This window comes from Sphingomonas sp. S-NIH.Pt15_0812 (assembly GCF_003951315.1).
Lineage (GTDB): Bacteria > Pseudomonadota > Alphaproteobacteria > Sphingomonadales > Sphingomonadaceae > Sphingomonas.
In genome coordinates this window covers 146,278-165,410 of sequence record NZ_QLJH01000004.1, presented here as the reverse complement: position 1 = coordinate 165,410, position 19,133 = coordinate 146,278, and the positions used below count along the sequence as shown (strand labels likewise).

Sequence of the window (19,133 nt, the reverse complement as noted above, 5' to 3'; positions counted from 1 at the left end):
CGGTTCCCGTCGCTGGTTAGCGGAAAATTAAGCCTGCTTGCCCGAGGACGACGCGTCGGCCGGCAGGATCGCGACCGGATCGCCCAGCTTGACCTGCGCGAACAGGTGGCGCGCGAAGCTTTCCGGGATGCCGACACAGCCATGCGTCGCCGAGCCGCGCTGGACCAGGCTGGCATGGATGGCGACGCCGTCATCGGTCAGGCGCAGCATGAAGGGCATCGACGCCTCGTACAGGCTCGACTCATGCTCGGCCGCCTTGGCCTTGATGGGGAAGACGCCGGTCGGCGTCGGCATCCCGTCGGTGCCGTAGAGGATCACCGCCGAGCCGATCTCATGCCCGGCGCGGAACACGGACAGCAATTGTCGGCCGAGATCGACGCGCACCCAGACCGGGCCGGCGGGCACGTCGGTGTCGTTCCAGACATAGTCGCCGAAGTGCATCGCCTGGGGAATGTCGAGCACGCTGCGCACGCGGCGATGCGAGCCATCCGGCAGCGCCAGCGACGGGACCTTGTCCGGCGCGAAGATCAGCCGCCCTTCGGCGCGGCGATAGGGCTGCTCGACGCGCGGTTGCACGATCCGTGCACGGTCCGGCGCGACGGCCAGATAGGCGAGCACCAGCAGCGGCATGGCCGCCACCAGCCACGCGAGACGGCGCATCACGCCTGTTCCGGACGCGCCTGGTCGAGACGGCGGCGGCGGCGCAGGGCCGTCGCCAGGGCCGTGAAGCCGGTCAGCGTCAGCAGCCAGGTGGCCGGCTCCGGAACGGGCGAGGGTTCGGGCGTCGGCGTCGGTGTGGGCGGCGGCGTGGGCGTCGAACCGCCGCCGCCACCGCCGCCGCCGATGCCGCTGCCACCCCCGCCGCCACCGATGATCGGCGCGACCGGCACGGACGAGCCGCCGCCACCGGTCACTCCCGCTGGCGGCAGGAAGGCATCGCCGACCGGCGGCGGTGCATCGCCGGGCAGGGGGGTCTCGACACCGCCGGCTGGTGCGAAGCCCGGGATGTTCACGCCATCGCCCGGCCGGCGGCGTTCGCCGGCCAGCACGCGCTCGACGGGGACGAAGGGCTCGCGGGCATTGCCGGTGCGGCCGTTCCGGCCGGCCAGACGGCGTTGCTTGGTCTGGGTCAGGGCACCGGCGGCGCGTGCGCCGGGTGAACGCTGGTCGAACAGGGCGGTGGGATCGGCGATGGCGGCCGCGACCGCACTGGCCATCTGCCGGCCATGGTCGGATGCGACGATCGGCACGAACGCCAGCAGCGACAAGGCGGAGAGCGCCCAGACCGAGCGACGCATGAAGACCCGCTGACGAGCACGGATGCCGAGGGTTTTACGCGTCCTTTTCCTACGCCCCATCTTCATTTTCATATCAACACGCGGCCAAAGTGAAGGTTTCCGGATCATTCGGCCCCCCATGGCGCGACGATATTCCGACAGAGGGGTTTGTACGCGTTGCCGGCATGGCCGTCCATATGAGGCGTGCGCCGCGAAGCCCAGTTCGGGACGGGTGAGACATTAAGGATACATGGTTATACTTGCTGCCATGTCCGGCTCGATCGCTGAAATGGCGCGATGATCTCGTGTCTGGGGTGGACCTCGCATTCCATGCCGTACTGCGTGGCGATCAACCAAATAAACGATCTATCTTATAATAGGTGAGGACTTTTACTTTCGGCCGATGTCAGGAAAAAATCTCGGTATTTCAGCCATGTGCCATGCCGACCGCGTGCTTGGCAAGGGTGCCGGCGGCCAGGATTCCCGCCCGAAGACCGCGCCTATCATAGATCGTTGTTCTTTTATGACACGATCGTGAAAACGTCATGATCCCTGACTCTCCTGCTTGTCCGGGCGATCCGCGGCCGGCAAGTTTCCTTTGGAACCAGTGGCTTGATTTATATCAAGGACCGCAGGTCTGACATTCTTCCCGATCCAAAAGGGTGGGAAGCCAAGGGGACAATCGCCATGAATCGCTTCACGCGAAACACCTTCCTGATGGTCACGGCCGCACCGCTGGTGCTGGCGCTCGGCAGCCTGTCGGCCGCCGCGCAGACCGTGCCGGCCGCAGCCGACAATGCCGAGAATCGCGCCGCCGACAATCCGGCGACGCAGGTCCAGACCGCGACCGACGCGCAAGGGCGCGCGACCTCCGGCGCGGCGGGCGATGGCGGCGAGATTGTCGTCACCGGTTCGCTGTTCCGCCAGACCGATGCGGCGACGCCGTCGCCGGTGACCACGATCACCACCGAGAATCTCGACCAGCGCGGCATCACCACGATCCAGAGCGCGATCCAGTCGCTGGCGTCGAACAACGGCCCGGCGCTGACCAACTCCTTCACCGCCAACGGTGCGTTCGCCGGCGGCGCGTCGGCGGTGTCGCTGCGCGGCCTGTCGACCAATTCGACCCTGGTGCTGTTCGATGGCCTGCGCGCGGCCTATTACCCGCTCGCCGACGATGCGACCCGCAACTTCGTCGACCTGAACACCATCCCCGACGATATCGTCGACCGGATCGAGGTGCTGCGCGACGGCGCATCGTCCAGCTACGGCGCGGACGCGATCGCGGGCGTGGTCAACATCATCACCAAGCGCAAGTTTAACGGCATCAGCGGCCGCGCCGAGGCGGGCATCAGCCAGCGCGGCCTGGCCGCCAACCAGCGCCTGACCCTGACCGCCGGCACCGGCGACCTGGATGAGAAGGGCTATAACGCCTATATCAGCGGCTTCTATTACCGCAGCGAAGCCGTCTACAATCGCGACCTGCCCTATCCGTTCAACTCGGACGACAAGCGCGGCGTCGGCACCGGCGGTCCGAACGACACCATCTACGGCGTCGGCGCGGACGGTCGCCTGCAGAATACCGGCACCCAGGCGGGTGCGAACTTCTACGTTCGTCCGGCCACCCTTTCCGGCACGACCGTCACCGGCGTTGCCGGTTCACGCTATCAGCTGCTGAGCAACGGCTGCCTCAATGGCACGCCCTTCTCGCCCTCGGCCGCCGATCTGAACGACATCCGCAATGCGGCTGGCACCAACCCGAATGCCAGCGTGCCGACCACCGTCTGCCAGGAAGACTGGACCAATCGCTACGGCGTCGTCGCGCCGAAGATCGAGCGGTTCGGCGGTTCGGCGCGCTTCACCGGCAAGCTGGGCGATACGTCGGAAGCCTATCTGGAGGTCAACTTCCAGCAGGCGAGGTCGAGCTATACGGGCAACCCGTCGACCATTCGCGGCAACGCGCCGGCCGGCATCCTCTTCCCGCAATATTCGACCTCGTCGAACGCCGCGACCTTCTTCCCCGGCTCGTCGCCGCTGTCCCTGCCGGTCTATGTCTGCCCGCGCGGCACCGCGGTCTGCGATGCCACGACCGGCCGCCTGAACCCGAACAACCCGTTCGCGGCGCAGGGCCAGGTGGCGGCGCTGCTCGGCTTCCTGCCCGACACCACCGTCTCCAACGCGACGCGCAACCGCGTCTATCGCGCGGCGGCGGGCGTCAACGGCACCGTGTTCGGCGACTGGGACTACCGGGTCGACCTGACCGCGATGCACAGCGACCTGCGTCGCACGCAGAGCGGCTATGTCTATATCCAGCACCTGCTCGATGTGATCGCCGATGGCAGCTACAATTTCCGCGACCCGTCGCAGAACAGCCAGGCGGTGCGTGATTACCTGACGCCGACCAACATCGTCGACTCCAGCTCCGACCTGTTCCAGGCGCAGGCCAGCGTGTCCAAGGCGCTGTTCAACCTGCCCGGCGGCCCGGTCCAGTTGGCGCTCGGCGGCTCGGTCTTCTACGAGGCGGTGAACGCCCCCTCGGCGAATTCCGACATCAACGGGCCGACGCAGCGCTACTTCACGATCAACGCCTTCGGCACCGAGGGCAACCGCACCGTCACCTCGGCCTTTGGCGAAGTGCAGGTGCCGATCGTCGAGCAGTTCCTGGTCAACGCATCGGGCCGGTACGACCATTATTCGTCGGGCCAGAGCAACTTCTCGCCCAAGATCGGTGCGAAGTTCACGCCGATCCGCCAGCTGGCGATCCGCGGCACCTGGTCGCGCGGTTTCCGCATCCCAAGCTTCGGCGAGGCGAACGCCCTGCCGACCACGGGCTATGTGAACAACAATGCCGGCATCTTCAACGACGCCTATCTGGCGCAATATGGCTGTACGGTCGCGACCTTCCAGAGCTGCCCGACCTATATCCGCAGCGGCAGCTATGGGCAGACGACGCTGGCCAGCCAGAATCTGGAGCCGGAGAAGTCGCGCAGCTTCACCGCCGGCGCGGTGTTCGAGCCGATCCGCAACGTCAGCTTCACGGTCGATTTCTTCGACATCAAGAAGACGGGCGCGATCACCCAGCCGTCCAACGCTCCGGCGCTGGCGGCCTATTATGGCGGCCAGGCGATCCCGGCCGGCTATGAGGTCATCGCGGACGCCCCGGGCGTCGGCTTCGAGAATGCGACGCCGCGCATCGCCTTCGTGCGGTCGCAGCTGATCAACGCCAATACGATCCACTCGCAGGGCATCGATATCGGCGGCACGGTGCGCGTGCCCTTCTCCGACAATTTCCGCTGGACCGTGTCGGGCGAGGGTAGCGTGCTGCTCGACCTCAGCACCAAATTCCCGGACGGCACCAAGGAGAAGTATGTCGGCACGCTCGGCAACTACAACCTGACCGCCGGTTCGGGCACGCCGCGCTGGCGTGCGAACGTGACCAACACCTTCGCACTGGCCGATGCCTATACGCTGAGCGCCACGGTCAACTACACGGCGGGCTACAACCTGTCGGCGGAGGACCAGGGCGGCGTGCGCGGCGATTGCAGCCTGGGCGTCGACTACCTGCCCTGCGACGTGAAGGGCTATATCACCGTCGACATGGTCGGCACGGTCAAGGTGACGGACAAGTTCTCGTTCTACGTCAACGTCCTGAACCTGCTGAACGACCTGCCCCCGATCGATCCGGCGACCTATGGCGCCTATCTGTACAACCCGATCCAGGGCGGCGACGGCATCTATGGCCGCTCGTTCCGCGCGGGCGTGAAGTTCGGCTTCTGATCGCCGGAACCGGGTATCGGCCGGGGTGGGGACGCCTCGGCCGGATCATGGGGCCTCCGTTCGCGGGGGCCCTTTTTTCCATGGCATCGCCGAGCCTTCGGCCCCTCTCGGTGGCAATGATGCGACCATTGTGAACCAAATCGCCGCTGTCATTCGCGCGTCGCAAAACCGTCGCCGGTTCTACACAGAGCGATCCTAAGCGCCCCACACGAACGGCAAACATGCCGCTGGGGACCTTCATCACCATGACCTTCTGCAACCGCCTGTTCCGGGCGTCGGCGACGCTTATGCTGTCGACCGGCGTCGCCACCGTCGCCCAGGCGCAGGCCAGCCTTTCGACCGAACCCACCGCCGGCACGCCCGCGCCGGACGCCCCCCAAGGCGAGGGCGACGAGATCGTCGTCAACGGCACCTATGCGCGCAGCCTGGCCGCCGGCATCGAGACGAAGCGGCGTGCGGCCTACGGCGTCGATTCGATCAGCTCGACCGATATCGGCAAGTTCCCGACCCAGAACGTCGCCGAGGCGCTGCAGCTCGTGCCCGGCGTCGCGATCACCCGGCCGCGCGGCGAGGGCCTCTATGTCAGTGTGCGCGGCCTGGGGCCGCAGTTCCAGAACACGCTGATGAACGGCCGCACCATCGCGCTCAACGACTTGATCGAGAATGGCGGCGCGGCCGGGCGGCAGTTCCGCTTCGAGATGCTGCCGGCGGAGTTCACCTCCAGCATCGACGTGGTGAAGACGCCGACCGCCGACATGACCGAGGGTGCGCTGGGCGGCAATATCGACGTCAAGACCTTCCGCCCGCTGGAGGTCGGCACCAAGACGACGATCAACATGCGCGGCACCTATACCGGCCAGACCAAGGACGTGCGCCCCAACGTCACCGTGCTGACCAGCGCCAAGAACGACAGCGGCACCTTCGGCATCCTGGCCGGCGCGCAATATTGGGGCAAGGCGGTCCGCAACGACCGGTTCATGAACTTCGGCTGGTTGCTCAACCGCTATACCTCGCCGGGGGCGGGCGGCCTGCCCGCCGGCCTCTACTCGCCGACCCGCACCCGCCCGACCGTCGAAACCGAGGATCGCAAGCGCATCTCCGGCATCGTCTCGGCCCAGTGGCAGCCGACCGCCGAACTCCAGACGACGCTGGACGTGGTCGCGACCCGGCTGGACGTGGCCTATGACGAGTTCGGGCTCGACATCTATCCCGACGATTCCGGCACGGTGATCCAGCCCGGCTATAGCGTGGTCGGCGACACGATCACCAAGGCGACGATCAACAATGTCCGCTTCATGGCGTCGCGCGAATACAGCCTCAACCGCCACGACCTGCTGACCATCGGGTTGAAGCAGGCGTGGAACCCGGATCGCTGGCACGTCACGGCGAACGTCAACTGGTCGGCGGCGCACAGCTATCACCCCGACTATAAGACCGGCACGGTGCGCAGCCGCGCCTTCTTCAATGCGCCGCTGAGCTATGATGCGAGCGGCGGCTATCAGGTGCTGCCGACCTTCACTACGCCGGTCGACGTCTCCAACCCGGCCAATTACAAGCTCTATCCGTTCAACATCGCGCCCAAGGACAGCAAGGACTGGGACATCTTCTCGCGCCTGGACGTGGGGCGCGACTTCGACGGCTTCCTCGCGAAGCTGGCGGCGGGCGGCGAATATCACTGGCGCAAGCGCGACTATTTCCGCCGCGACTTCATCGTCAACCCGCCAGCCGGCGCGACGCTCAACAGCCTGGGCTCGGCGGCCTATGAGCAATTGCCCTATGGCGATTTCCTGAAGGGCGTCGACGGCAATGCCTTCCGCACCTGGCTGGTGCCGTCGACCAAGGCCTTTGTCGGCGCGTTCTTCACGCCCGCCGTCGCCAATGCGCCGCTGACCAATGCCGATCGCCGCTCGTCCTTCGTCGTGTCGGAGAAGATCGCCGCCGGCTATGTCCGCGCCGACTATCAGTTCGATACCGGTTCGGTGGCGATCAGCGGCAATCTGGGCGTCCGCTACGTCCATACCGACCAGGTGGCCAGCGGCACGCTGACCGCCGGCGGCACCGCCACGCCGGTCAGCTATCCCAAGACCTTCGACAATGTCCTGCCCAGCTTCAACCTGCGCGCCGACCTGACCCAGAAACTGGTCGGTCGCCTGGCCGCCAGCCGGGTGCTGACCCGCCCCAACGTCACCGACACCGCGCCGCGCATCACCGTGTCGACCGACGCGCCCACCGCCAGCGGCGGCAATCCGCAATTGGTGCCGTTCCTAGCCACCCAGTTCGACGGGTCGCTGGAATGGTATTTCGCGCCCTCGGGCATGTTGTCGGGCGCGGTCTTCTACAAGGCGATGGACGATTACATCACCCAGTCGAACACCGAGATCACCATTCCGGGGCGCGGGATCGTCCGCCTGTCCAGCTCGGTCAATGGCGGCAATGCCAAGGTCTACGGCGCGGAGGCGGCGTACAGCCAGGTCTTCACCTTCCTGCCGGCGCCGTTCGACGGCTTCGGCGTGCAGGGCAGCTATACGCATACCGAGGTGAAGGCGGACTATACGGCCGGTTCGCGCACGATCCGCGACCAGCTGATCGGCCTGTCGAAGAACAGCTTCAACCTGGTCGGCTTCTACGACAAGGGGCCGTTGTCGGCCCGCCTCTCCTATGTCTGGCGCGACAAATATCTGTCGGGCACGGGCAGCACGGTGCAGGCGCCGACCTATGTCGCCGCTTTCGGCTCGCTCGACGGGCAGCTTTCGGTCCGCGCCGCCGACAATCTGACCTTCAGCCTGGAGGGGATCAACATCGCCGGCGCGCACCAGGACACCTATAACGACAATCGCCTGCGCTTCGGCGAGATCAACTATTATGGCCGGACGATCCTGTTCGGCGTGCGGGCCGAGTTCTGATGCGTAGGGCATTCGCGCTGGCGGCGATCTGCTCCGCCGGCCCCGCCGCGCTGGCGCAGCCGGCGGGCCCGGCGCTCCGGATGAACGACATCCAAGTGCTGGGCTCGCATAACAGCTTCAAGGCGCAGATCCCGACGGCGGTGATGGCCGATCTGCGCCGCCGCGAGCCGAAGCTGGCCGCGGCGCTGGATTATTACCACCTGCCGCTGCGTGCGCAGCTCGACCGGGGCGTCCGTCAGCTGGAGATCGACATCTTCGCCGATCCGCAGGGCGGCCGCTATGCCGATCCCCAGGGCGAACGGCTGGCCCGGGCGGCGGGGGAGCGGACCGGCTTCGACCGGGCGGCGATGCGCAGGCCCGGCTACAAGGTCCTGCACATCCCCGATATCGACTATCGCTCGGGCTGCATGACGCTGGTCCGCTGCCTGGGCGAGGTGGAGGCCTGGTCGCGCGCGCATCCGGGGCATCTGCCGATCATGCTGACGATCAACGCGGCCGATACGGTCGGCGACCGCGCCGTCACCGCGCCGCTGCCGCTCGACGATCCCAAGCCGCTCGACGCGCTGGACGCGGAGATCCGCCAGGCCATTCCCGGCCGTCGCCTGATCACGCCGGACGAGGTGCGCGGCGACGCGCCGACGCTGGCCCAGGCGATCCGGACGCGCGGCTGGCCGACCCTGGCGGCGGCGCGGGGCCGCATCTACATCCTGTTCGACGTGCGCCGGGCGGTGTCCGAGGCCTATCGCCAGGGCCATCCGGGCCTGCGCGGACGCGCGATGTTCGGCTGGTATGACGATGCCGACCCGGACGCGGCGGTCCAGATCGTCCAGGACCCGATCGCCGATGCCGACCGCATCCGTCGCCTGGTCCGGCAGGGCGTGATCGTCCGCACCCGCACCGACGCCAACACGGTCGAGGCACGCGCGCAGGACTGGACCAAGGCCAAGGCGGCGATCGCCAGCGGCGCGCAGGCGGTGAGCACCGACTATTATCCCGGCGCGCCCGATCCGCTGGGCCTGCAGTATCGGGTCACGCTGCCCGGAGGAACGACGGCGCAGTGCAATCCGGTGCGCGTCACCGCCCGGTGCTCGGTGCGGCCTTAGAATCGTCGATCCGGCGGACGTCCTCCCGACGTCCTCACCGGGGTCGCGGGCTCCGGCACCGCGACCATTCGGTCGCCCCAGAGGTGTCATGGCCGCGGTTCGCGACCGCGATGGCACCCGCCATCGCGGATCGTGACGACAAAGCGGGGCCATCGCCGCGTTTCATGACACGATCGGTCACGGCTTCCAGTCGCGGCCGATAGGCTGCAGCGGTACCAACTGCTCCTTCGTTCGACATCGCCCGCGCGTCACCATGTTCGGCAATCCGTGTTCCGGGCGCATCCCACCGGAGTTGCACCGGAGATCGGTTTTCGAGAATTCCGATGGTGGACGAAGAACATCCAGCTAGCGTCAGAATTCGTCGATCACAGCCAGGAGATGACGGTGGCGGCGAGGGCGACGGCGGAGAAGAAGACGCTCGGGCAGCGATCGTAGCGGGTGGCGAGGCGTCGCCAGTCCGTGAGGCGGCCGAACATGATCGCGATGCGGTCGCGACGCCGGTAGCGGCGCTTGTCATGCCTGACGGGCTGGTCGCGGGATCGCCGGCCCGGGATGCATGGCCGGATGCCCTTTGCCTGGAGCGGGTCTCTGAACCGGTCGGCGTCGTCGCCGCGGTCACCGAACCGCCATTGTGCCTTGAGCCTGCCATCGCGCAACGCTGCCGCGCTGGTATAGTCGCTGACCTGGCCCGCCGTCCTGAAGAAGCTGAAGGGGCGGCCATTGGCATCGGCGATGGCATGGAGCTTCGTATTCATGCCGCTTGAGCGGGCCGTAGGCGGCTGGCGCATCGCGCCAGCGCAGTCCATGCGGTTGACGAACATGATGCCGCCCAACACCCGCCGGTCATCCATGCGAGGCGTGCCACGGCTCTTGGAAAAGAACGGACGCAGCCGCCCCCTCATCTCGTCCGTCAGCCAAATCAGGTTGCGCGTCACCAGTCCCCCTACGGAGCCCGAATTAGATCACCGCCTCCCACATTGATGGGTCCTGACCCTGATCACGGACGGGGATGCCTTTGAATCGACACTCAAAGCTTTGGAAATATTGGATGTTGATGCGACGTACGGACCCAATTGGTTGCCCAAGCGCGAACTATACTCCGCATCGTCATCCGAACAAGCTTGCACCATTACACCCCTTTAGCTAATGCGAGCGAAACGCAATAGCTAAAGGGGTGTAATGGTGCGCTGGATTTCCAGCACGGCTATGCTGTGCGCTGGGTTCGGATTTTCGGCTGGCGCTCTGGCAGAGTCCACCGACGACCATATCCGTCGCGAAGAAAACGAGATCCAGGAACGGGGCGAAATCGTCGTGACCGGAGAGCGACCCAGCTATGTCGAGGGCGAAAGCGCGACCGCGACCCGCACGGCGACGCCGCTGCGCGACGTGCCCCAATCGATCCAGGTGATCCCCCGCAGCGTGATCGAGGATCAGAACAGCATCCGCCTGACCGACGTCTTGCAGAACGTCTCGGGGGTGCAGCCGGCGACCACCGCCGGCAACCGTGGCGAAATCTATCAGATCCGCGGCTTCACCACCCCGCGTTACGCGATCGACGGCGTGTTGCTGAACCGGGTGGCCGATCGGTCGGAAACCTTCCTCGACCTCGCCAATGTCGAGACGGTGGAGGTGCTGAAGGGGCCCGCATCCGTCATGTATGGCCAGGGCGATCCGGGCGGGGTCATCAATATCACGACACGGCGCCCCACCGACCGGGCGACGGCGGAAATTAGCCTGCAGGCCGGCAGCTTCGACTTCGCGCGCGTCTCGGCCACGGCGAGCGGCCCCGTCGGCGACAGGCTGGCGGTGCGTGTGACCGGCGCGGCACAGGCGCTGGAGGGGTTTCGCGGCAAGCATGCGGCCACATCCACGCGTCAGTTCGCCGGTTTCGCGGCCCGCTGGCGACCGGGCGATGCCACCACGATCAATCTCGATGTCGACCGTACCAGCCAGCGCAATCCGTTCGACCGCGGCCTTGTCGTCGGCGCCGACAACCGGGTCACGCTCCCCGCCCGGCGCTTCCTGTCGGAACCCTGGTCGGTCACGGGCGCGCGCAAGACCCGCGTCGTGCTGGACGTGGCGCACCGCGCGACCGACTGGCTCAGCCTGCACCTCAACGGCCGCTATACCGATGCGGTCGTGCAGGACGATCATGCGATCGACTATCGGGCGCTGGCCGCCAATGGCCGCACGCTGAGCCGTCGTGCGACGGTCCGCACCGAGGATCTGGAAACGGTCGATACGCGCGCAGAAGCCGTGGCGACCTTCGCGACCGGAGGGGTCGGCCATGTCGTGCTGGCCGGCGGCAGCTATAGTCATGCCACGCTCGATTTCCTGACCTATCGCGGCAACATCGCGTCGATCGATATCCTGAACCCGGTCTATAATGCCCCGCTGCCGCGATTGTCGCTCAATGCCGACACCTATCGCCGATCCGATCTCTATGCGGCCTATGTCCAGGACCAGGTCACGGTGACCGACTGGCTCAAGCTGCTCGGCAGCGTCCGCCACGACATTGTGCGCGACCGGTTGCTCAATCAGGTCAATGGTCGGGAAGACCGTCGCGACAGCGGTGCGACGACGTGGCGCGGCGGGGTGGTCGTACAGCCGGTGCCGGCCATATCGCTGTTCGGCGGCTATGGGCAGAGCTTCCAGCCGCAGACCAGCCAGCGCCGCGACCTGAGCTATCTCGATCCCGAACGTGGCCGTCAATATGAGGCGGGCGTGAAACTGGACCCCGTGGGCGGGCGCCTGATCGCGACCTTTGCGGCCTTCGACATCACCAAGCGCAATGTCGCCACCCCGGACCCGGCCGATACCAGCTTCGCGATCCAGACCGGCGAGCAGCGGGTGCGCGGGCTGGAAATGGACGTCATCGGCCACCTGACGAAGCGGTGGCAGGTGATCGCCAGCGGCAGTCATCTCGATGCGACGATCAGCAGGGATGAGTTGTTCGCGGTGGGCAACCGGTTGACCAACGTGCCGCGCTGGTCCGGCAGGCTGTGGAGCAGCTATCTGCTGGGCGGCGCTGCCGAGGGGCTGACCCTGGCGGGCGGCGTGACCCTGGTCGGCCGGCGGGCGGGCGACCTCAGCAACAGCTTCACGGTCGATGGCTATACCGTCTATGATGCGACGATCAGCTATGCGGTGCCCGGCACGGGCCTGGAACTGTCGCTGACCGCCCGCAACCTGACCGACGCCTATTATATCGAGTCCACGGTTACCCGGCTGGAAAACTATCCCGGTACGCCGCGCAGCATCCTGGGAGCGGTGCGTGCCCGCTTCTGATGCGGGCATCCACCCGCGGCGAAACGACGATCCCGGCGGCTGCGCAATCAACGGATGGCAGGTCTTCACGGTTGGGAATCCACGCCGGCTTTGCAGATCGACCGGCCGAGTGACTTCTTCCAAGATCCGATCCAAACCGTGCGGAAGGTCGTCGTTTCGCCGGTGGTGCGCCTGACATGCGCTGGATGAAGCCGAAACTATTGGCACATTGCCTTGGGCTTTATGGTGGCAAGTTAAAGAGCGCTACCAGTTCGGTGGCGGCCGGGAGGGGGCATTTTGGTATCGGATCAGGCCTGCACGGCCAGGATCGGCCCCTGCACGCCGTAGCCGTACAGGCTTGGTTTCGGCATGTCGCCCGCGTCAAAGTGAATTGCACGACATCTATGGGCTACAATCCGGGCCGGTTTTCGGCCGAATTTGCTACTCTGCATAGGCTTTTGAAAGTGGTGCCGCTTACAGGACTCGAACCTGTGACCCCCGCATTACGAATGCGATGCTCTACCAGCTGAGCTAAAGCGGCATGGCCGGCGACTGCCGGGCTGGAGGTGCGGCGCTTACCAACGTCGAATAGGGCTGGCAAGCGCTGTTTTGCCATGCGGCCCGCATCGCGGCCGATTTACGGATCGTTTACCACGGATGATGCACGATCCCCGCCAAAGTTTGGGGACGCCACGATCATGGACAGCGCGCGCACGCTGGAAAGCGACACGGAACACGGCATCGGCGGCGAGCATCTCGCCGGGCGGCGCGGCGCGGGTGCGCCCGAGGAACGGATGTTCGACCTGGGCGGCGACGAGCGGCGGATGCATGTCCGCGCCTATAATCACTGGGTATCGCTGCTGAAGGGGCGCGCCTTTCCGTCGATCGCCGATCTGGAGCCGGCGACGATCGCCGATTTCGGCGCGCATAGCGTGCTGATCGACTTCGCGTCCGGGCTGGACGACCCGCGAATCGCCTATCTGGGCCGGGCGTTGCGCGACGAATGCGGCCTGCGCGGCGAGATCGCGCGGATCGCCGATGTGCCGCCGCGGTCCTTGCTGTCGCGCTTGACCGACCAGTATCAGCAGATTCTGGCCAATCGCGCGCCCATCGGGTTCGAGGCGGAGTTCATTGGCGCGCGCGGGCGGACGACGCTCTATCGCGGCATCCTGATGCCCTTCGCGGCGGCGGGGGCGGAGCGGATCGACTATATCTATGGCGTCATCAACTGGAAGGAAGTCGCCGACCCGGTGGTGCAGGCGGCGCTCGACATCGAACTGCACGCCGCCCTGGCCGCCGAATCGCCCGCGCCCGCGCCGATGGGCGAGCGCTTGCGCGGCGGTGCGGAGGCGGCGGTCTGGGCGGACGGTCCCCATGCCGCGGACGGCAGCGGCGTGGCGCCGGCCGAATCGCTCGCCGAGGTGCTGCGGCTGGCGCAGGACAGCGCCGCCGCCGTCGCCACCGCCGACCTGCGCAGCCGGGGCGCGCTCTACCGGGCGCTGGGTCGGGCGCATGATTTCGGGCTGGCGGCGGAGCGGGACCCGCAGGCCTTCGCCGCGTTGCTCGCCGCCGCCGGGCTGAAGCCGCAGGCGCGCGCGCCGCTGACGCCGATCGTCAAGCTGGTCTTCGGGGCGGGATATGACAAGACGCGGCTGACCGAATATGCCGCCGTGCTGGGCCATGCGCGCCGGCTGGGCGTCGCGGAGGGGCGGCTGGGCACCTTCCTGGAAGGGGCGGAGGGCGGCATCAAGGCGGTGGTCGCCGCCGAGCGCGATGCGCGTCGTCCGATCCCGACCGCCTCCGTCGCCGCCGCCACGCTGGCGAGCCGGCCGGCGCTGGCGCGCGTCGCCATGACCGTCGATGCGGCGCCGGGCGAGGCGGTGGTGCTGCTGGCGCGGATGGGCGCGGACGGCGTGCTCGACGTCGTGCACAGCCATAGCGATCCGAAATTGGCGGAACGATTGCTGGTAGCGAAACCATCGCGGCGGAAAGGATCGGACGGGCGACCAAGGACAGCATAACGGCCCTACAGTGCTTGAGAAGACCCGCTCGCGGGCGCATAGGAGCCCGCCATGGAGAAGGATCACATCACAGCCGCGCTCGCCGCTCGGCTGACCGTCGGCGCTTTGCCTGGGGAACTGCGCGATTTCGGCCCGGCCGAGATCGAGGCCGCGGCGCGCTTCGTCGCCGCCACCGCCGCGGTTCGCCGTCCGGGTGAGGCCGCCATCGCGCTGGAGCCGATCGCCGCGGACGATGTCCGCCGGCGGATGCGGGTCGCGATCGTCAATGACGACATGCCCTTCCTGGTCGATTCGGTCGCCGCCGCGATCACCGGCCAGGACATCGCGATCGACCGGATCATCCACCCCGTCGTCCCCGTCACCCGCGACGGCGAGGGCCGGTTGCAGTCGGTGGGCGAGGGCGGGGCGCCCGAATCGATGATCTATCTGGAGATGGAGCGCGCCGATGCGCGCGACCGCCGCGAGCTGATCGACGACCTGTCCGCCGCGCTGGCCGATGTGCGCGCCGCCGTCACCGACTGGCAGGCCTTGCGCCAGGCGATGGCGCAGGATGCCGATGCGCTCTGGTCGGGCGAGGGCGCGGCGCTGCTCCGCTGGTTCCTCGACGGCAAGCTGACGCTGCTCGGCCATCAGCGCTGGTATCGCGACGGCCGTGCGGGGCAGGACCTGGGCATCGCCCGCAATCCGCAGCCGCGCCCGATCCTGGCCGATGCGTCCAAGGACCTGGCGCTCGGCTGGTTCGACAAGGGCGGCGAGCCGCCGCTGCTGCTCAAGTCGAACCTGAACGCCACGGTCCACCGCTCGGTGCCGATCGACCTGATCGTGATGCCGATCCGCGAACAGGGCGCGGTGGTCGGCCTGTCGATCCATATGGGCCTGTGGACCAGCGCCGCGCTGGCCAGCCCGCCGCGCGAGGTGCCGCTGCTGCGCGCGCGCCTCGCCGCGCTGGAGGAGAAGTTCGGCTTCGATCCCAAGGGGCATACCGGCAAGGCGCTGACCCATGCGCTGACCGCGCTGCCGCACGACCTGGTGGTCGGCTTCGACGCCGAATCGCTCGAACATCTGGCGCTGACCGCCATGTCGCTGGCCGATCGCCCGCGCCCGGCGCTGGTGCTGGTCCGCTCGCCGCTCGGCCGGCATCTGTTCGGCTTCGTCTGGCTGCCGCGCGACGACGTGACCACCGGCCGCCGTGTCGCGATCGGCGACATGCTGGCGGAGGCGGCGAATGCGCGGCTGCTCAACTGGTCGATCGCGCTGGAGGACGGGCAGGTCGCGCTGATGCGCTACATGCTCGACCTGAAGGGATCGGGCACGCTGCCCGACACCGCGCCGCTCGCCAACCGGATCGAGCGGATGGTGCGCGGCTGGGTGCCCGAGGTCGAGGCGGCGCTGACCGACCTGGTGCCGCCGGCGCGCGCGGCGCGACTGGCGCTGCGCTGGGCCGGGGCCTTCCCGCAAAATTACCGCAACGTCACCAGCGCGCAGGAAGCGGCGCTCGACGTGCTGCGGCTGGGCCAGCTGGAAAGCGCCGAAGACCGCGGCGTCCGCCTGATACCCCAGGCGGAGGATGCGCGGCCTGGCGAGGATCGCCAGCTCAAGATCTACAAGACCGGCGGCGCGCTGGCGCTGTCGGACGCGGTGCCGGTGCTGGAGAATTTCGGCTTCCGCGTGATCGGCGAACTGCCGACCCGGCTGCGCGAGGCGGGCGACGCCTTCGTCCATGACTTCGTGGTGTCGAGCTTCGGCGCGATCGCCGACCCGGCGGTGCTGGAGGGGGCGATCGCCGCCGTGCTGCAGGGCGCGGCGGAGAATGACGCGTTCAACCGGCTGCTGGTCGAGGTCGGGCTGGCCCCGCGCGACGTGGTGCTGCTGCGCGCCTGGTTCCGCTATCTGCGCCAGGCGGGCCTGCCCTACGGCCTGACCACGGTGGTCGATGCGCTGCGCCGTGCGCCCGCCGTCACCCATGCGTTGGTCGCCCGCTTCGCCGCCGCGCACGATCCCGCCAATCACGGCCAGGTCGAGGCGGAGAACCAGGCGATCGCCGCCGGGCTGGACGCCGTGTCGGCGATCGACGACGACCGCATCCTGCGCGCCTATGCCAGCCTGATCCGCGCCTGCCTGCGCACCAATGCCTTCGCGCCCGCATCGGCGGAGGCGCTGGCCTTCAAGCTCGACAGCGCACAGATCCCGGGCCTGCCGGCGCCGCTGCCATGGCGCGAGGTGTGGGTGTACAGCCCGCGCGTCGAGGGCATCCACCTGCGCGCCGGGCCCGTCGCGCGCGGCGGCCTGCGCTGGTCCGACCGGCGCGACGATTTCCGTACCGAGATCCTCGGCCTGATGAAGGCGCAGCGAGTCAAGAACGCGGTGATCGTGCCGACCGGGGCCAAGGGCGGCTTCTATCCCAAGCAACTGCCCTCGCCCTCTGTCGATCGCGACGCCTGGCTGGCCGAGGGGACGGAGAGCTACCGCGTCTTCATCCGCTCGCTACTGTCGATCACCGACAATATCGTCGACGGCCGGGTCGTGCATCCGGAGGGCGTGACGGTGCTGGACGGCGACGATCCCTATTTCGTCGTCGCCGCCGACAAGGGCACGGCGACCTTCTCCGACGTGGCGAACGCGATCGCGCTGGAACGCGGCTTCTGGCTGGGCGACGCCTTCGCCAGCGGCGGCAGCCAGGGATATGACCACAAGGCGATGGGCATCACCGCCAAGGGGGCCTGGGTTTCGGTCCAGCGCCACTTCGCCGAGCGCGGGGTGGACGTGCAGCGCGACGCGATCACCGTGGTCGGCTGCGGCGACATGTCGGGCGACGTGTTCGGCAACGGCATGTTGCTCAGCCGGTCGATCAAGCTGGTCGCAGCGTTCGACCATCGCCACATCTTCCTCGACCCCGATCCCGACCCGGCGGTGTCCTATGAAGAGCGCGCGCGGATGTTCGCGCTGCCGCGGTCGTCCTGGGCCGATTATGCCGCGCCGATCTCGGCGGGGGGCGGCATCCACAGCCGGGCGGCCAAGACGATCCCGATCACGCCCGAGGTGCAGGCGCTGCTCGGCATCACCGACACGCTGCTGGAGCCGGCGGCGCTGATCTCCGCCATCCTGAAGGCGCCGGCCGACCTGCTCTGGTTCGGCGGCATCGGCACCTATGTGAAGGCGGCGTCCGAGAATAATGCCGGGGTCGGCGATCCCGCCAACGACCGGCTGCGCGTCGATGCGGAGGCGCTGCGCGTCACCGCGATCGGCGAGGGCGCCAATCTGGGCGTCACCCAGGCGGCGCGGATCGCGTTCGCCGAGCGGGGCGGGCGGATCAACACCGATTTCATCGACAATTCCGCCGGCGTGGATTGCTCGGACAATGAGGTGAACATCAAGATCGCGCTCAACCGCGAGATGAACGAGGGCCGGCTGGCCGAGGGCGACCGCAACACGCTGCTCGCCTCGATGACCGACGATGTCGCGCATCTGGTGCTGGAGGATAACCGGCTCCAGACGCTGGCGCTGTCGATCGCCGAACAGGACGGCGCGGCGGCGATGCCCAGCTATGTCCGCGCGATCGAACTGTTCGAGGCGGCCGGCCGCCTCGACCGCCGGGTCGAGGGGCTCGCGGGCAATGACGACCTGCTGCGGCGCGGACAGGACGGGCAGGGGTTGACCCGGCCCGAGCTCGCCGTGCTGCTGGCGACCGCCAAGCTCGCGCTGCAGGATGCGATCGAGGCGACCGATCTGGGGCTCGATCCCGTGCTGCGGCCCGACTTGCATGCGGCCTTCCCGGCGGCGATGCGCGCGCGGTTCGCCGACGCCATCGACCAGCATCGCCTGCGTCGCCAGATCGTCGCGACCAAGCTCGCCAACCGGATCGTCAACCGGCTGGGCATCCTGCCCCCGGTCGAACTGGCCGAGGAGGAGGGCGTCGGCATGGCCGATATCGCCGCGATGACGGTGGCGGCCGAGCATCTGTTCGACCTGCCCGCCCTGTGGCAGGCGATCGAGACCGAGCCGATGAGCGAGCCGGCGCGGATCGCCTTGTTCGACGAGACGGCGCGTGCGGTGCGCAGCCATGTCGCCGACCTGCTCCGTGCGGTGCCGGCGGGAACGATGCCGGGTGCGGCGATCGAGCGGCTGGGGCCGGGCATCGGCAAGCTGGCGGCGACCACCGACACGCTGCTGCTCGACGAGGCGCGGGCGGCGAGCGACCGGATCGCCGGCCAGCTCCGAGACAAGGGCGCGCCCGACCATCTGGCGGCGCGGGTCGCCGGGCTGTTCGACCTGGACGGCGCGGTCGGTCTCGCGGCGCTGGGCGTCGAGCTGAGCGTGGACGAGGCGGACCTAACCCGTGCTTATACCGCGCTGGGCCAGGCATTGGGTCTCGACTGGGCGCAGGGGCAGGCGACGCGCCTGTCGCCGGGCGATCCCTGGGAGCGGCTGCTGGTCGCCGGACTGGTGCGCGAATTCGAGCAGTTGCGGCTCGACTTCCTCCAGCGCCGGGTCGGGACGGACGCCGCGCCGGAGGCGCTGGTGGCGCAGTGGCTGGCCGACAATGCCGCGCGCGTGGGCCAGTTCCGCGCCGTGGTCGACCGCGCCCGCCATGCCGCGCAGCCGAGCGCCGCGATGCTGGCGCAGGTGGCGGGTCAGGCGCGCGTGCTGCTCGGGCGATAGGTCGCGCGATGGCTGCGGCTCCCTCCCCGGCACCGCTGCGGGAGGGATCGCTCCTGTCCCTGGCCTCCACCCCGCAGCGATGCCGAGTCGCTACCATGCTCCTGCGGACGCAGGGGCCCATAAGGC

8 protein-coding genes, 1 tRNA gene and 1 pseudogene are annotated in these 19,133 nt (G+C 68.1%); 6 read left to right on the top strand and 4 right to left on the bottom strand.

Translation table 11 applies throughout. The annotated features are described in order from the left end of the window. Positions 1 to 27: 27 nt before the first annotated feature. Both BRX43_RS04325 and BRX43_RS04320 read right to left on the bottom strand, forming a co-directional pair. Positions 28 to 660: a L,D-transpeptidase family protein gene (locus BRX43_RS04325; RefSeq protein WP_241214756.1), complete on the bottom strand. Its 633-nt coding sequence runs from the start codon at positions 658 to 660 to the stop codon at positions 28 to 30. Next, positions 660 to 1,298: a PEP-CTERM sorting domain-containing protein gene (locus BRX43_RS04320; protein WP_164523521.1), complete on the bottom strand. Its 639-nt coding sequence runs from the start codon at positions 1,296 to 1,298 to the stop codon at positions 660 to 662. The genes BRX43_RS04325 and BRX43_RS04320 overlap by 1 nt, the downstream gene beginning before the upstream one ends. A 666-nt stretch (positions 1,299 to 1,964) precedes the next feature. Between BRX43_RS04320 and BRX43_RS04315 the strand changes: the two genes are divergently transcribed. The 3 genes from BRX43_RS04315 to BRX43_RS04305 all read left to right on the top strand — a co-directional run bounded on the left by BRX43_RS04315 (position 1,965) and on the right by BRX43_RS04305 (position 9,060). Beyond that, positions 1,965 to 5,054, top strand: coding sequence for a TonB-dependent receptor (locus BRX43_RS04315; RefSeq protein ID WP_125993610.1), 3,090 nt, complete (start codon positions 1,965 to 1,967; stop codon positions 5,052 to 5,054). Positions 5,055 to 5,275: 221 nt separating this feature from the next. Then, entirely contained in the window at positions 5,276 to 7,957 is a 2,682-nt protein-coding gene (locus tag BRX43_RS04310) for a TonB-dependent receptor (protein WP_241214755.1), read from the top strand. Further along, complete coding sequence (locus BRX43_RS04305; protein WP_125993608.1) at positions 7,957 to 9,060, top strand: Ca2+-dependent phosphoinositide-specific phospholipase C; 1,104 nt, start codon at positions 7,957 to 7,959, stop codon at positions 9,058 to 9,060. The genes BRX43_RS04310 and BRX43_RS04305 overlap by 1 nt, the downstream gene beginning before the upstream one ends. Before the next feature lie 365 nt (positions 9,061 to 9,425). Here BRX43_RS04305 and BRX43_RS04300 read toward each other — a convergent pair. Beyond that, positions 9,426 to 9,962 (bottom strand): annotated as a pseudogene (locus BRX43_RS04300) (transposase). A 409-nt stretch (positions 9,963 to 10,371) separates the two neighbouring features. Here BRX43_RS04300 and BRX43_RS04295 point away from each other — a divergent pair. Then, on the top strand, positions 10,372 to 12,348 hold the full coding sequence (locus BRX43_RS04295; protein WP_164523520.1) for a TonB-dependent receptor: 1,977 nt from the start codon (positions 10,372 to 10,374) through the stop codon (positions 12,346 to 12,348). 444 nt (positions 12,349 to 12,792) lie between these two features. On the opposite strand, the gene BRX43_RS04290 is transcribed toward BRX43_RS04295, so the two are convergent. Beyond that, positions 12,793 to 12,868, bottom strand: a tRNA-Thr gene (locus tag BRX43_RS04290). A 157-nt stretch (positions 12,869 to 13,025) separates the two neighbouring features. On the opposite strand from BRX43_RS04290, the gene BRX43_RS04285 reads away from it, so the two are divergent. Next, entirely contained in the window at positions 13,026 to 14,348 is a 1,323-nt protein-coding gene (locus BRX43_RS04285; RefSeq protein WP_125993604.1) for a hypothetical protein, read from the top strand. A gap of 51 nt (positions 14,349 to 14,399) precedes the next feature. Further along, positions 14,400 to 19,007, top strand: a complete 4,608-nt coding sequence (locus tag BRX43_RS04280; RefSeq protein ID WP_125993603.1) for an NAD-glutamate dehydrogenase domain-containing protein — start codon at positions 14,400 to 14,402, stop codon at positions 19,005 to 19,007. Positions 19,008 to 19,133 lie beyond the last annotated feature (126 nt).

Excerpts from the sequence above, each read along its gene's own strand:
- BRX43_RS04325 (WP_241214756.1), bottom strand. The coding sequence starts at position 660 with ATGCGCCGTCTCGCGTGGCTGGTGGCGGCCATGCCGCTGCTGGTGCTC.
- BRX43_RS04320 (WP_164523521.1), bottom strand. The coding sequence starts at position 1,298 with ATGCGTCGCTCGGTCTGGGCGCTCTCCGCCTTGTCGCTGCTGGCGTTC.
- BRX43_RS04315 (WP_125993610.1), top strand. The coding sequence starts at position 1,965 with ATGAATCGCTTCACGCGAAACACCTTCCTGATGGTCACGGCCGCACCG.
- BRX43_RS04310 (WP_241214755.1), top strand. The coding sequence starts at position 5,276 with ATGCCGCTGGGGACCTTCATCACCATGACCTTCTGCAACCGCCTGTTC.
- BRX43_RS04305 (WP_125993608.1), top strand. The coding sequence starts at position 7,957 with ATGCGTAGGGCATTCGCGCTGGCGGCGATCTGCTCCGCCGGCCCCGCC.
- BRX43_RS04285 (WP_125993604.1), top strand. The coding sequence starts at position 13,026 with ATGGACAGCGCGCGCACGCTGGAAAGCGACACGGAACACGGCATCGGC.
- BRX43_RS04280 (WP_125993603.1), top strand. The coding sequence starts at position 14,400 with ATGGAGAAGGATCACATCACAGCCGCGCTCGCCGCTCGGCTGACCGTC.